The sequence below is a fragment of the Brucella sp. RRSP16 genome (genome assembly GCF_052246815.1).
GTDB classification, from domain to species: Bacteria; Pseudomonadota; Alphaproteobacteria; order Rhizobiales; family Rhizobiaceae; genus Brucella; species Brucella intermedia.
On record NZ_JBQQAM010000029.1, the window covers coordinates 1 to 12097 of the forward strand.

A 12097-nucleotide genomic window follows, 5' to 3' on the forward strand; every position below is an offset into this window, starting at 1 on the left:
AGCTTAGCGGAAAGCGGAAATACAACCACACCGCCTCTGCAATAATCTCAGATGGATAACGATGGCGGCGGTAAAGCGAAGAACGAGGTTCGGTCATCACCCGTTATCGCAACTGATGTTTGCACTTAGGTTAAGGTAACAGTGCCATGGATGTCGCGATAGTCGGCGCGCTTCATGAACCATGCCCTGAATTCGGCGTACGTGCTGAAGGTCGGCGTGCAGATCAGTCTTTCTTCGATATCGTCCAAAATGTCTTTTTTGTCTGCCTGACTGTCGACGTGGCAGTAGTCGCGCAGCATATCTTCTAACGCGCCATACGATCTCATGACCATGGTGATCGCAGTCGTATCGAAGTGGAGTATATTAATGTCGAAAGTCTTGGTTGCACGTTTCAACCTGACCCGAACACCGTTGTAAAGCTGGTTTCTGGTGTAAGAAATTTGATGCAAGATACCTTTTACAGCTTCTCTTGCGATCTTTTCATCTAGCTCAATGGTCAGTGTCGGTTGCATTTTCGAATACTCCTTTTCCTATGCGCTCTCCATTTTTATTGAGAATATCCATATTGTGTTCTTGTCTCTTGCAAGCCACAAGGCATTTGTTTCTTGCAAATCGCAATGGCCTTGAAACCGTCATTAATTGTGGTTACATGTGGTCACATCGAAATTAGCCGACAGGAGGGCGCTGCCATGAGAAGTGTCAATCTTCGAGATGCGAAGACCAAGCTTTCGGCACTGGTGGATGCGGCTCAGCATGGTGAAAGCGTGACTATCACCAAGCATGGGAAGCCAGCTGCTGTGATTGTGCCACTTGCTTTGGCTGAAAAGTGGATGTCGCAGAAGCCGAACTTTGCTGACTTCCTGATGTCTTTCCCAGGCGAAGGCGTTGAATTCGAGAGAAATACGTCAGCAGGTAGAGACTTCGAGTTTTGAGCATGTCAGAAATCAAATTGAACGGGTATCTGCTGGACACGTCTGTGATATCGGCTTTTGCACCTGGTCGGCCGCCATTGTCACCGGAGATGGCGTCGTGGTTCAAAGACAACGCCGATAGCCTATATCTGTCAGCGATGACGGTGCAAGAAATCCAGAAGGGAGCTTCCAAGCTAACTCTGGCAAACCGAGGCGAATCCAGACGGGCATCGGATCTTGTTGAGTGGTTGGAAAAGCTGCTGACCGAGTTCGGTGAAAAAGTACTGCCGATAGATTCTCATGTTGCCCGCGTTGCAGGTGTTCTGGAAGCCGAGGCGACATCAATTGGGCGCAATCCTGGACTTGCTGACGTCCTGATTGCTGCTACGGCGAAAGCTCACGATCTGGAGCTGTTGACGGTGAACCTAAAGCACTTCGCGCCGTTAGATGTGGGTTGTTGGAATCCGTTTGAGTGAAAGCTGTCAAAATTGCCGTGTGACGAATTCCATGTCCCCACGGTAGTAACCTTTTGATACCATCATAGTCGACGTCGGCACCCCGATGATGGACAGCATGTTATTAGCTGGGATAATCATCATTATAATGAAAGGGCTGGAACAAAACCATTTCGCAGCCCTCGCGCCTAAAAATAGGTTAGCAATACTTCGGGAGTTGCCGAATGCGGGGAAGCGTAAAAATAGATAATCCCACAGAAGAGACCATTGTTCTTGGTGGCCGAACGTTAAGGCAGATAGTCGCCCTGATGGAACGCCTGACCGGGATGTTTGAGGTAATCGACATTTCGGAACCAGAACATTTCAAAGCTCCGGTCGCGAAGCGCACTCATTTTTACGCGAACACGAACGAGAACCTACAGTGGACGATGCAACATCTTATGTGCGATTCAGTGCACGTATCACGCAACGTAAACCCCTGGAGTACGCCGCTCTGGAATATGTACATCGCTCATGATGTGTTGCCTAAGGGTAGCCGCAAAATTTTGGGTGAGTTCGTCAACTCCGTTAACCTGAGCGAAGCGATCTCCCGGATCTCGTATGTCATAACGCCGGAGGATGATGTGACGGCTGACATCGATAGGGCGGAGGTTGTTATAGCGTCTTATGAGGCTCGGCTAGCGACGATTGGAGAGTGGAAACGTCTCGGCTTGGCGAAGCAAGTAACGTGTGGATGTGGGCGCGGAAGAATGCTGACGGCACGGGAAGTCTTCAGTGAAATTTCTGATGAATGTGCTACTGCTGGGGTGATCAAAAGGCTGAAGTGCATGGGGTGCGGGACATCCAACGTAGTAGAAATGATACCATACAATCGAAAGGTCGTCGGCCCAATTTCTTACACTGAGAACCCTTACAACAGCTGGCCTGAAGCACCGTCGCTAACTGAAGGAGACCACATACCCGGTCGCCAACCAACTGGGCGAGTGGATCCACTTTATGTAGATTGAGGCGGAAATGGCCAGGATCCGGTCTGTTGGGGATGATATTTATATGGACCCAGATGGAAAGTTGCGCGACTATTGATCGTTCTGACGCTCTACTTCACTGAGAAGATTAGTAACGCACGGAAAACTGTCTTCTCATATTCCGTCTACGCTTTATCTGCGTCCTATGTATTGACATGCCTATCAAGACAAGGGAATCCAAATTGGATGAGCCTTCTCTTTTTCTGTTGAAGACCGTGTGGCCATTTCCTAAGGTGAAACTGTAAGTTGATTTTGGGGCGGGGTGTTCCGTGTTTAAGAAAATAGCTCTCACTTGCTGCATTGCAGCAGGCCTTTCTGCGTGCAAACAGGAAGTCGTCGGCACGATTTATGTTCGTGACCTTCTTGAGGTCTTGGAAACGAAAAAGGACATTCCGGTCGATATATCGATCAATGTCTACGAGATGGGCATCGCCAAAAAGTGCAATGACCCCAAGAGTGATCAAATTGTAAAAGCCGTTGCCGCTCAGTTCCAATCCGCCACACTGGCTGGTTGTGAGACGATTCAAGGTTCGATGCGGGATCGGATGACCATCAAGGCGACAACGGTTCTCACCACGCAAGACGACCAACAGCTGCGACCTGCTAAATATCTTTTGCAATTCAATGCAATGAAGACATCGGTTCCAGATACTGGTAAGTCTCTCGACGGGTTTTTCGTTATCGCACAGTTTGACAAGGCCAAGTACGAGCAGGTTCAGAAGGCCGTCAGAGCAGTAGATATGATGGCAGGGATCGATCTCAATGACATCGGCATCAAGATCACCATCAACAATGATCTTCGTCAGAATGTGATCGTCGCACCGAGCATTGGAAGTTTTGTAGATGGCTATCCTTCTGATCGCAAAGATGTGCAGTATGATTTAGAACCCCGTAAGGAATCCGAATTCACGTTTGGTAATGTAAAAGCAACATCACTTGTCCGGTATGATTGGGCGACTATTGCGTCATTCGCCGTCCGTGATAATCAAGGGGAAGTTGTTAAAACTCAATGATTTCGCGTTCGTCTCTGTGCGTAATGACGTTTTTGGCGGTGTCAATGATGCCGTCAATTGCATTCCCTGACGAAACCAATAAAGCTCCGACGAGTGAGCGAGTTTCGTTCAAGGCGTTCGCTAGCTCCAACCCCGACTGCATGGATTTTACCGATCAGTGTACCACTTGCTCACAGCAGAGCGGGGAATTGGTTTGCTCGACGCCAAAGATCGCGTGCATTCAAAAAGAACTGTCCTGCACGCGATCTCGTAAACCTGACGCCGAGAAGAAGTGATCAGAATTCCTGTTGCTCGGTCAGTTGAAGTCCCCAATGCCGAACGAAGATGTCGAGCAGTTTTTGCTGGCGATCTTCCAGCACCTCCGGTGTCCAAGCTGGCAATGACCGGACTTCCTGAGTGAGCACGAACGGCGAAGCGGTGCCGTCATTTCCGGCAAAATAGACATTCTTCTTCGTTTCGAAATCAAAATTCGAAGCGGCTGGATTCTTGCGGATGTGAAGCGGCACCAGATTTGCCAATCGTTGCGTCCAATCTTCCCGCAGTTCGGTGTCTGCAAAGATATCCAGCCATCCGGATTCTTCTGACGGCGTCTGTGGCAAGATGTGCTCAATAGACACGTTTGTGAATTCCAGCCTCTTTGAACCATCCGATTTCAATGCTTCAAGGCGTAGGATGAGAGCCGCACGGGCTTTGGGTAGTTTCTTGTAAATGTCGCCATCGAGTGCTGCGATGAAGGATTTCTTTTCATCGTCGTCGAGCCCGAGGCTTGCCATGCTCTCGCTGAAGCCGTCAAACTCCTCCTTTTCAATCTCTTCAATGACAGCCACGAAATGCTCGATACGAGAATTGATGCCCGCTTTGGTGACAAGCAGATAATAGGAAAGCCTTTCCAAACGCTTCAGGAACTCGGCTATCACGCAGCTTCTCGATATCGAGCTTGGCATAGATTCTTGTACTGTCGATACTTCGATGGCGGAGCAATTGGCCGATCTCGGCAAAGCTGGCGCCCGACCGCAAAAGGTCGGTCGCAAGGCTGTGGCGGAAAAGATGGGCACCGTGATGCGCATAGCCGTCAATGCCTGCCCGTTCGAGTGCTTGCTTGGCGATCCACGTGATGGCGCAGCCAGAGGCAAAACCCACGTGCGGGGCAAGTGTTCGTAGGAAAAGTCGTCGACACGCTGATGGCGGACGCCCATGCCGGATATAGGACACAATAGCTGTTCCGACGTCGTGACGTAGCGGCATAGTCGCTTGCCGCCGCCCCTTTCCATGAACGAGGATCGTGCCCGACTGCCAGTCGATATCATCGAGATTGAGGGTGGCAACTTCGCTGGCGCGCAAACCGAGCTTGGCAAGGATCATCAGAACCGCATAGTCGCGATGACCCATTGCCGTCGTGCGATCACAGGCATCGAGAACCTTCTGGACCTTCTCTGGCGGCAGAAATGTTGGAAGGCCGGCAAGTCGCCAGCGACGGATGGACGGTACGCAATCGGCCAACGCCGTCGAGACGAAGCCCTTCAGATGCAAGTAACGCAGAAAGGCACGCACAACCCCGCACATGGTTTTGCCACTGTCGGCGGAACCGTCAAGTGCATGTCGCTCGACATAACCGATAACGATCTCCGGGGTGAGTGCTGCAAACCCATCTGCGCCAACAGGACAAACCTCCCGTAGAAATCGAAGTGACAGAAGCTTGTGGCTCCCAACTGTCGAGGCGGCGAGACCTCTCTCATTCGAGAGATATGCTCCGAATACATCGACAATCTGCTCGTGCTCGTTGCGCTCAACCGGAGGTGCGGCTGGTATTAAGCCTTTCTCCCGTAACGCAGAAAGCAAGCGGCGGAGCGCCGATCTATCGCCCGTGTCGGGCTTCCAGTGTTTGAAACGATGCTCAAGAAAGCGATCGACATAAGCTTCGTTCAAATCCCGTGGCGGATATCCATTGCCAACATGCCAGTCCATCAAGTCTCGAAACAGGCTCAGCGAGCGCCACGTGCACTGCCGCCCCAAACCTTCGTCAGACATTTTGGCGGCATAAATGCCCGCAAACTCCCGATGCGGACCGTAAAGCAGCTTCCGGTAAAGGGCACTGCGATTCAAATAGTCAGTTGTGTTCATATGTCCTCTCCTTCGCGTCTATTGCGACAGAGAGATCCTAAGCTATGCCGACTAGCCAGCCGCTATGGTGCAGGGAACGTTGGCAAAAAGTTGATTAATCGGCATAGTTCGCCGGTCGGTATAAACTTGCAAGATGAACGGCGTCGATCCCTATGCCTATCTGCGCGATCTCTTCACCAGCCTCGCCAACGGTCACCTCGTCAGAAACATCGACGCCCTGATGCCGTGGGCATATGCACGCCGATTGAATGAGAGCAAAAATTTGCTCATTTGTGAGTAACAAATACGCTCATTCATCGAATGACCGAAACCGCAAAAGTTCACGCGCAAACCCAAAATCAATGGGCAGAGACGGCGCATACTATATACAGATCGAGTGTCCATGATTTCGCCCCTCGTAGACAACTCGATCATATGAGGAAACGGAGCAAATAACAACGCGAGCAGTGACGCCTAAGAAGCGTATACTGAAATCCATCTTTGAGAATTGACTATTCTGCGCGAGTTTCAGGGGCGCTACATCCGGAGAATTTATACACATTTTCTGGCAGAATCATCTCATCGGCGGCAGGCTTATATCCATTCAGGAAATTGACCTCGATGCCGCCATAAGCCTTTCGGTAATAAGTTGCGTCCCGTTCTTTCATATAAAGAGTTTGCCGGAGTTCAGCGAAGACGGCCCATGGACGAGAATTGACATATAGCGGTTGGAAGGCCTCTTCATATTCTTCACCTGCTCGTGTCCGAAAGCTCATTCTGCATATAACTGCGCCATTCGAACACATGTTGTCGGGTCTAGTTGCCCATATGGCTTCATTGTTTTTATACCCTGTGAGCTTGGCTCGCCCCTGTAAGTAGCCTTCTGTGAACTGAAGAACTTGATAAGTCCCATCGGAGCGGGTGTCGGATTGCATCAGACTGCGATCAATGGGGCAATCATCGGCTTTCGGTGTATATTGTGGCAGCAGGTAGGGGTTAATTGAAGCACAATACTGAAATTTTTCGCCGCTTGGGAAAATTCGGATGCCGTCCTGTAATTTTACGACCAATTCACGCGGTTTCGTGACTTCAGGGTCCAGGTCGTTGCCACCGCATTCATAATCAAGAATGATGGCATCGATATCCTTGATATTATGTTGCTTTGTTATTTTGCAGCTTGTCTCCCAGCCTTCCATTTTGGTGGCGGAAAAGGTTCGAATGCTGTCATTGTCCTCACAGATGCCGCTACCTTCTTTAATGAAAGTATCTTGCCACCATTCCTTGGCAAGCGACGTTTTGGTTGAGCTGATGAGCAGTAATCCAGCAATCGCAATTTCGATAGCCTTATTCATTGGAGCTATTACCCTTATTATCTGTCGACGATGCCCATTTGGCTATGTCTTTACATTTGTAAGGGGCTTCTGACTGAGGAACCAGACGAGAGTGTTCTCCGCTGCCATCAACCATATTGCGTATCCAGGTATCGAATGGGATGCGCTTCTGATCGTCTTCCATGGAAGGCAGTATGAAATTCTCATCGATCACGAACTCAAGGGGCTTCTCGTTGCCTCCTAAAAACATGGTCACCGATTTGGCTGTTAGAACTTTGTATAATTGCGGTCGCTGTTTCCCTTCAAAATCGAAGAACAGGTGATTACCTTTCACCTCGCCCCTAATCTCAAAAGAGTCGGTCGTCCCATCATTGCCAACTGTATCGAAGTGCATCTTTTTAATGTTTAAATTCTTGCGACCAATTATCGATGAAAAATCCACTTCCATGGGAAGAACAATATTCAGATAAGAAGAAATATTACTATTCGAACAATTCAGTAGAAAATGGTTTCGGACGGGTTTTTCGGAGTAGGGATTTATTAGAGTGTATTTACGATATATTGTATACTCTCCATTATCTTTACCCTGTAAATGAAACCAACTATTTGTCATAGCAAATATGTTATGGTCTGGGTTTCTTTCCGAGCCAAGAGCAGGCAGCAGAAGGACACCGAATATAGGTAAAGATAAAAGAATCCCGTGCATTCATCCCCCAATATGCAAACGCACCCCACGTTCGCTCCATTTATAGCAAAATTCCTGCGCACGTTCAAAGATATGGTTATCTGGATTCAACACAAAAAAGGTACGGCAGCTATAAGCATTTGCACGTATCGCAAACGCTCTATCATCAAAATGGCTTAGCCAATATTCGACTTCCAGATCATGTCCGCCAGGCCGCCGCGTGTTGTGATGATAGATTATTGCGGGGCGATTTTGGGCGAGGGCGGTCGCCTCCTGCAGAGTTATCGACTTTCCAAATTTGGCCTTCGTGCGCCGCTTGGGGTCGTCATCAACGAGCCCGTTGTCAGGATCGGCAAAGACAAGGTCGGCATCGGACATGCTTGCGACGACATCCTGAAACCATTCATGACGCCAAGTTGACCTCTTTTGCCATGGCAACGCTTCAGATGTGAGCGGCGTGCCATGGAACAGGTCGCCGATTAGCCCAGTTTGCTGCAATGCTTGGACGGAACGTTTGTTGTCTGCGATAGTCTTCAGGGCATCGAAGAGTTCCGGGTCGAGACGTCGCCAGCGGTCTGGCAGACTGAGATAGCCTATATGGCGACCATCAGCGTTGTGACCTTCGTCGGGGTAGAGATACCAAGCGATACCGAGTTTTCGACCTGCCGTTAAATGTCGAAGTAGAGCGAGCTTCACATAATCGCCTACGTCGCCCGCATACCTGTCTTGCATATTATTCCCCCCGCATTCATCAGTTTTGCTTGTAATAGACTAGTTAGTATTTCGAAAGTCGAAACAATTTGACAAGGGCGGGAAAACTGATGGTTAGAATGATATTTCGAAGGTCGAACGAGTTGAGCGGGTGTGTGTGTCGTCGGGAGGAGGCATCCAACGGTTCCCAGGTGCATTAAACGACAGGAAATATCGGAAACCTAATCGTCAAAAACTGCCCAAATAAGCGTTTAATTTGCATCGAGTGTGTATCCGGTCAGTATGGAAGTGTCAGACGGCACTGCCGCTTTCAATAAGGCTAAACTCTACCTCGCTGAATCACTGATTTGTGACAGCGATTGCGAGGCTGTGGCATTGACGTCATACGCTTGTTTCCTGCTGTGGGTCGCTGCCTGCTTCGGAAATGCTGAGGCGCTCTCGCTGTATCTGAGTGAAATCAATGCCTTCTTGCAGGTCTGGAAAAAATCAGATGTCAAAGTCGGTCTGGAAATGGTGCCCGACTACATCAACACCATCAGGCGTTGGAAGGAGAAGGAACGGGAATTGGCAAAAGGAATTCGACTGCGGCCAACTCATCGCGTGGTTCATGATAGGCACGACGAGTCCGTGGAGGCAATTTTGGCCGCAATGGACTTCGATGAGAACCCATCCAAGCCTGAGCTTCGTCCTGTTAAAAAATCATGTAAAAGCGCGCCTAAAAAGGCCCGCGAAATTACCGTTGTGAAAGAAATCGGTGATGCTGACTCCGGTGAAGATAAAAATATTCATAAGCGTTTTGTTAACTCAATCGCAATTCCGCTTCCGTTGAAGGGAGTGATGCCTCAAAAGGGTGAATTCCAAGCTGCAATTGAGAGAGAGTGGCCATGGGCATTAAATATCGCAGAGACCATTGAGGTTGCCCTCGAACTACAGCGGTCGCTTGGTGTGGCTGTTCCGAAGCTGAAACCTATGCTTTTTGTTGGCGAACCTGGAACTGGTAAGACGTCGCTTGCTCGGCGGGTTGGTGGGATTCTCGGGCATAAGCCAACCCTGATTTCTGTTGGGGGAAGTGCCGACAGCGCAGGCATTGCCTCCGTCAATCGCGGTTGGGCGGCATCACGGCCGTCTGCAACATTTCTTGCTATCCATGCCAGCGAAAGCGCGGATGCCTGTCTTATCATCGATGAAATCGACAAGGGGGTTCGCGTCGGTGGCCAAAATGGATCGGCAGCGGGTGCCTTGCTCAGCATGCTCAGTAATCCAGAAATGTGTTTCGACGGCTGTCTGATGACCAATGTCGATCTCTCACACGTCACGTGGATTGCTACGGCAAACAGCTTGGATTCTTTGCCTGATGCGCTTCTCGACCGTTTTCAGATCTTCGTCGTTCCGAGCCCATCTGTCGAGTACTTCGACATTATTCTGGCATCGATGCGAAAGCGAATTGCTGTCGAGATGGAAGTCATTCCGGAGTTCCTACCAACACTGGACGGTGATGAATACGGTGCCTTGAAGTCATTCTTCACGGCCAAGGGCGGCTCCCTGCGCCAGTTCGACCGCATGTATCGGTTTATTTTGGGGGGAAGCCATGAAGCGCGAAACTTCGAATTCGATGATGATGTGAGGGGGAACGACAATGGATATTGAAAAACTACTTGAAGAGGCTGTCACCAAGCCATCAGATGATGCGCTGGCGGCCGCTCCATTTCTCGATGGCTGGTGGATTATTCAGGCAGGCCATTTTTTGCGTGCGCGAGGACAGGTTGAGGGTCATCCGTCTATCGATGATCCCTATGTGACGACTAGTCCTTTAATGGGATTCAGTGTGGAGGAAGGCTGGATGCGCAGCAGATCCCGTTACTACCGCCGCGGTACACCCATCGATCTCGATAAACTCAAAATCGTCAGGGCTATTCCTATACCAGTTGGGGACCATATTCTGGAGCAGATGAGATCGGGGCTATGGAAGGAAATCACGGACGAGAAAGGAAAGGGTCGACTGCATTAGCTATTGAGCTTGAATTATCTCCCTTCAATGAAATAATGACGGCCGACATAGCGGTAATCTTGGGAGGAAACCGAAATGCTAGGGCTACGGAAAGAAGGGGATTATCCAGACCGCGATATAGATTGTCAGGAAGCCGTCTCTCTAGGGATTTCCGACCTGATAGAACAGGCTACCCTGTCGGGCGGGTCGGAAGCCGAAGCAGCTGCCGCGCTGACAGGCAAGGATGTTCCAGGTATCCGCAACCTGATCGACGATGCGGTCGAAGCTGGTTGGTCGGCCGACGATGCGGCAAGGGCAGTCGCTGAAGTCGCTAAAGGAATGCAGATCGGCTATGCGGGAACCGATCCGGACGAATAATTGACGTCTAGGGGGCAGGGCATGGGCTTGAAGTCAAAAATGCGATCAATGAACCGTGGTACATACCATCGTGACAGAGATCCGCCGACGAAGAATTCCGGTTACGAGAACAAGGGACCTGAGCTCCGGAACGAGGATTTAGCATTCCTGGGCGGCACAAAGGAGCGCCTTCGGGAGCTCGCAGCGGAACTAAAACCTACAATTCTGACGTTTGCAAAAGGTGGGGTGCGGAAACCCGCGCGGGTTTCGTTGCTGCTGAATAAGGCTGGCAAAAAGACGCCTAGCGGCGACTTCTGGAACCCACGTCTTGTTTATTTTCTGCTGTCGGAGATTATCAAAGGATCGACAAAACCGGAACAAAAGAGACAGTCGGAGACCAAAAAGGACGAAGGAACGAAAATATCGGCAGCCAAGGTGAAGCCGACGTCGAAGCCTCTCACCAACGATGAGATAATACGAAACCGGGCGAAGGCCGAAATCGTGGCTGCACAGCTTTCACAAGACGAGATGAAACGAAGGCTTCAGGCACTTCAAGTGCATTTCAACGACTGAGGGAAGGAAAAAGGGGCAGGGGCATGTTGGGGTTGATTTTGGCAGCATCGGTCGTGGCTTGGCAGCCGCCTGCTGAGCAGGTATCGCGACCAGTCACACAGATTTCGGGCAAGTGCCGTGGCTGCGGCTGCAAAGGCGGTCCCGGTTGGCGTGTTCATGCGACTGGACAATGTGCCAGTTTTCGAAATCTGGCTCAGAACTGCGGCTCTCCACCTTCAGAAGCCCTTTGCACGTATGAACTCGGCGGTGCGAAGGCCAGAGGAACGACCTCATCGTCTTCATTTTACGCACCTTCAGACGCGAAGACAGTTACAAAGCCTGTGAAACCCAGCGGATCGATAGCGGGACGAGCATCCGTCATTGATGCCGATACAATCGAAATTCATGGTCAGCGTATTCGGATTTGGGGCATCGACGCACCAGAGGGTGCGCAGACATGTAAAGATGCATCCGGCAGCGAGTATCGATGCGGACAAATCGGTTCGATGAAGCTGGCCAGCTATCTGGATGAGGCTCAGCCAATCATATGTGCCCAGCGCGATATCGACCAATATAGTCGGGTCGTCGCATCATGCGTGAATACCTTCGGACAGGATCTCGCGACGTGGCTCGTCCGGAGTGGACATGCTCTCGATTGGCCAATGTATTCTAAGGGGGCATATTCAAGCGCTCAAAAAGATGCGCAAAGTCGGAAGGCTGGCATCTGGCAAGGCACCTTTGTCGAGCCATGGGAATGGCGGAAATTGAGCAAAGGGGCGATGTGATGAGGGAGTTGGCGTTCCATGGGTTGTACAGGCGAATTCGGAATTCGTCCATAAAAACAATGGCTTGTTTTAGCAAGTTAGGGATGCGACGTTTTTAGCAAGATAGAAATGCGACAGGTGCTGACGTTCAGCCCCCATTCCGAGAGGCTGGTCAGGGTTGCAAGCGAGGAATGGGGGCGGGTGAA

The 12097-nt window shown here is 50.4% G+C and carries 15 protein-coding genes and 2 pseudogenes; 10 read left to right on the forward strand and 7 right to left on the reverse strand.

Annotation, left to right across the window (positions count from 1 at the left end):
• Both ACS5UA_RS22390 and ACS5UA_RS22395 read right to left on the reverse strand, forming a co-directional pair.
• Positions 1–97: pseudogene (locus ACS5UA_RS22390) on the reverse strand (IS6 family transposase); the annotation flags it as partial.
• Positions 98–125: 28 nt separating this feature from the next.
• Positions 126–512: a hypothetical protein gene (locus ACS5UA_RS22395; protein WP_443101862.1), complete on the reverse strand. Its 387-nt coding sequence runs from the start codon at positions 510–512 to the stop codon at positions 126–128.
• A gap of 177 nt (positions 513–689) precedes the next feature.
• On the opposite strand from ACS5UA_RS22395, the gene ACS5UA_RS22400 reads away from it, so the two are divergent.
• The 4 genes from ACS5UA_RS22400 to ACS5UA_RS22415 all read left to right on the forward strand — a co-directional run bounded on the left by ACS5UA_RS22400 (position 690) and on the right by ACS5UA_RS22415 (position 3404).
• A complete protein-coding gene (locus ACS5UA_RS22400) occupies positions 690–932 on the forward strand; it encodes a type II toxin-antitoxin system Phd/YefM family antitoxin (RefSeq protein WP_151648428.1) in 243 nt (80 codons plus the stop codon).
• A 2-nt stretch (positions 933–934) separates the two neighbouring features.
• On the forward strand, positions 935–1387 hold the full coding sequence (locus tag ACS5UA_RS22405; protein WP_305403567.1) for a type II toxin-antitoxin system VapC family toxin: 453 nt from the start codon (positions 935–937) through the stop codon (positions 1385–1387).
• A gap of 203 nt (positions 1388–1590) precedes the next feature.
• Positions 1591–2373 carry a hypothetical protein gene (locus tag ACS5UA_RS22410; RefSeq protein ID WP_443101863.1) on the forward strand — a complete coding sequence of 261 codons (783 nt, stop codon included), beginning with the start codon at positions 1591–1593 and terminating at the stop codon, positions 2371–2373.
• Between the two features lie 287 nt (positions 2374–2660).
• Complete coding sequence (locus ACS5UA_RS22415; protein ID WP_094515840.1) at positions 2661–3404, forward strand: DUF7424 family protein; 744 nt, start codon at positions 2661–2663, stop codon at positions 3402–3404.
• 275 nt (positions 3405–3679) lie between these two features.
• Here ACS5UA_RS22415 and ACS5UA_RS22420 read toward each other — a convergent pair whose 3' ends face one another.
• Together ACS5UA_RS22420 and ACS5UA_RS22425 are read right to left on the reverse strand one after the other, a co-directional pair.
• On the reverse strand, positions 3680–4231 hold the full coding sequence (locus tag ACS5UA_RS22420; protein ID WP_305403572.1) for an HNH endonuclease family protein: 552 nt from the start codon (positions 4229–4231) through the stop codon (positions 3680–3682).
• On the reverse strand, positions 4218–5525 hold the full coding sequence (locus ACS5UA_RS22425) for a site-specific integrase (protein ID WP_443101864.1): 1308 nt from the start codon (positions 5523–5525) through the stop codon (positions 4218–4220). Before ACS5UA_RS22425 ends, ACS5UA_RS22420 begins: the two co-directional genes overlap by 14 nt.
• A 124-nt stretch (positions 5526–5649) precedes the next feature.
• On the opposite strand from ACS5UA_RS22425, the pseudogene ACS5UA_RS22430 reads away from it, so the two are divergent.
• A pseudogene (locus tag ACS5UA_RS22430) lies at positions 5650–5805 on the forward strand (transposase domain-containing protein); the annotation flags it as partial.
• A 211-nt stretch (positions 5806–6016) separates the two neighbouring features.
• On the opposite strand, the gene ACS5UA_RS22435 reads toward ACS5UA_RS22430, so the two are convergent.
• The 3 genes from ACS5UA_RS22435 to ACS5UA_RS22445 are packed head-to-tail and all read right to left on the reverse strand — an operon-like array spanning position 6017 to position 8252.
• Entirely contained in the window at positions 6017–6856 is an 840-nt protein-coding gene (locus ACS5UA_RS22435) for a hypothetical protein (protein WP_305403577.1), read from the reverse strand.
• Positions 6849–7541: a hypothetical protein gene (locus ACS5UA_RS22440; protein ID WP_305403579.1), complete on the reverse strand. Its 693-nt coding sequence runs from the start codon at positions 7539–7541 to the stop codon at positions 6849–6851. The genes ACS5UA_RS22435 and ACS5UA_RS22440 overlap by 8 nt, the downstream gene beginning before the upstream one ends.
• A complete protein-coding gene (locus ACS5UA_RS22445; protein ID WP_443101865.1) occupies positions 7542–8252 on the reverse strand; it encodes a hypothetical protein in 711 nt (236 codons plus the stop codon).
• Between the two features lie 261 nt (positions 8253–8513).
• Between ACS5UA_RS22445 and ACS5UA_RS22450 the strand changes: the two genes are divergently transcribed.
• From ACS5UA_RS22450 to ACS5UA_RS22470, 5 genes are all read left to right on the forward strand, one after another.
• Complete coding sequence (locus ACS5UA_RS22450) at positions 8514–9878, forward strand: AAA family ATPase (RefSeq protein ID WP_305403583.1); 1365 nt, start codon at positions 8514–8516, stop codon at positions 9876–9878.
• Positions 9868–10239, forward strand: coding sequence for a DUF6634 family protein (locus tag ACS5UA_RS22455; RefSeq protein WP_305403585.1), 372 nt, complete (start codon positions 9868–9870; stop codon positions 10237–10239). The genes ACS5UA_RS22450 and ACS5UA_RS22455 overlap by 11 nt, the downstream gene beginning before the upstream one ends.
• Before the next feature lie 75 nt (positions 10240–10314).
• A complete protein-coding gene (locus ACS5UA_RS22460; protein WP_305403587.1) occupies positions 10315–10596 on the forward strand; it encodes a hypothetical protein in 282 nt (93 codons plus the stop codon).
• 21 nt (positions 10597–10617) lie between these two features.
• Positions 10618–11148 carry a hypothetical protein gene (locus tag ACS5UA_RS22465; RefSeq protein WP_305403589.1) on the forward strand — a complete coding sequence of 177 codons (531 nt, stop codon included), beginning with the start codon at positions 10618–10620 and terminating at the stop codon, positions 11146–11148.
• A gap of 23 nt (positions 11149–11171) precedes the next feature.
• On the forward strand, positions 11172–11912 hold the full coding sequence (locus ACS5UA_RS22470; protein WP_305403591.1) for a thermonuclease family protein: 741 nt from the start codon (positions 11172–11174) through the stop codon (positions 11910–11912).
• The last annotated feature ends 185 nt before the right edge of the window (positions 11913–12097 follow it).

Excerpts from the sequence above, each read along its gene's own strand:
- ACS5UA_RS22465 (WP_305403589.1), top strand. The coding sequence starts at position 10,618 with ATGGGCTTGAAGTCAAAAATGCGATCAATGAACCGTGGTACATACCAT.
- ACS5UA_RS22450 (WP_305403583.1), top strand. The coding sequence starts at position 8,514 with ATGGAAGTGTCAGACGGCACTGCCGCTTTCAATAAGGCTAAACTCTAC.
- ACS5UA_RS22395 (WP_443101862.1), bottom strand. The coding sequence starts at position 512 with ATGCAACCGACACTGACCATTGAGCTAGATGAAAAGATCGCAAGAGAA.
- ACS5UA_RS22455 (WP_305403585.1), top strand. The coding sequence starts at position 9,868 with ATGGATATTGAAAAACTACTTGAAGAGGCTGTCACCAAGCCATCAGAT.
- ACS5UA_RS22435 (WP_305403577.1), bottom strand. The coding sequence starts at position 6,856 with ATGAATAAGGCTATCGAAATTGCGATTGCTGGATTACTGCTCATCAGC.
- ACS5UA_RS22440 (WP_305403579.1), bottom strand. The coding sequence starts at position 7,541 with ATGCACGGGATTCTTTTATCTTTACCTATATTCGGTGTCCTTCTGCTG.
- ACS5UA_RS22400 (WP_151648428.1), top strand. The coding sequence starts at position 690 with ATGAGAAGTGTCAATCTTCGAGATGCGAAGACCAAGCTTTCGGCACTG.
- ACS5UA_RS22410 (WP_443101863.1), top strand. The coding sequence starts at position 1,591 with ATGCGGGGAAGCGTAAAAATAGATAATCCCACAGAAGAGACCATTGTT.
- ACS5UA_RS22460 (WP_305403587.1), top strand. The coding sequence starts at position 10,315 with ATGCTAGGGCTACGGAAAGAAGGGGATTATCCAGACCGCGATATAGAT.
- ACS5UA_RS22445 (WP_443101865.1), bottom strand. The coding sequence starts at position 8,252 with ATGCAAGACAGGTATGCGGGCGACGTAGGCGATTATGTGAAGCTCGCT.
- ACS5UA_RS22425 (WP_443101864.1), bottom strand. The coding sequence starts at position 5,525 with ATGAACACAACTGACTATTTGAATCGCAGTGCCCTTTACCGGAAGCTG.
- ACS5UA_RS22470 (WP_305403591.1), top strand. The coding sequence starts at position 11,172 with ATGTTGGGGTTGATTTTGGCAGCATCGGTCGTGGCTTGGCAGCCGCCT.
- ACS5UA_RS22405 (WP_305403567.1), top strand. The coding sequence starts at position 935 with ATGTCAGAAATCAAATTGAACGGGTATCTGCTGGACACGTCTGTGATA.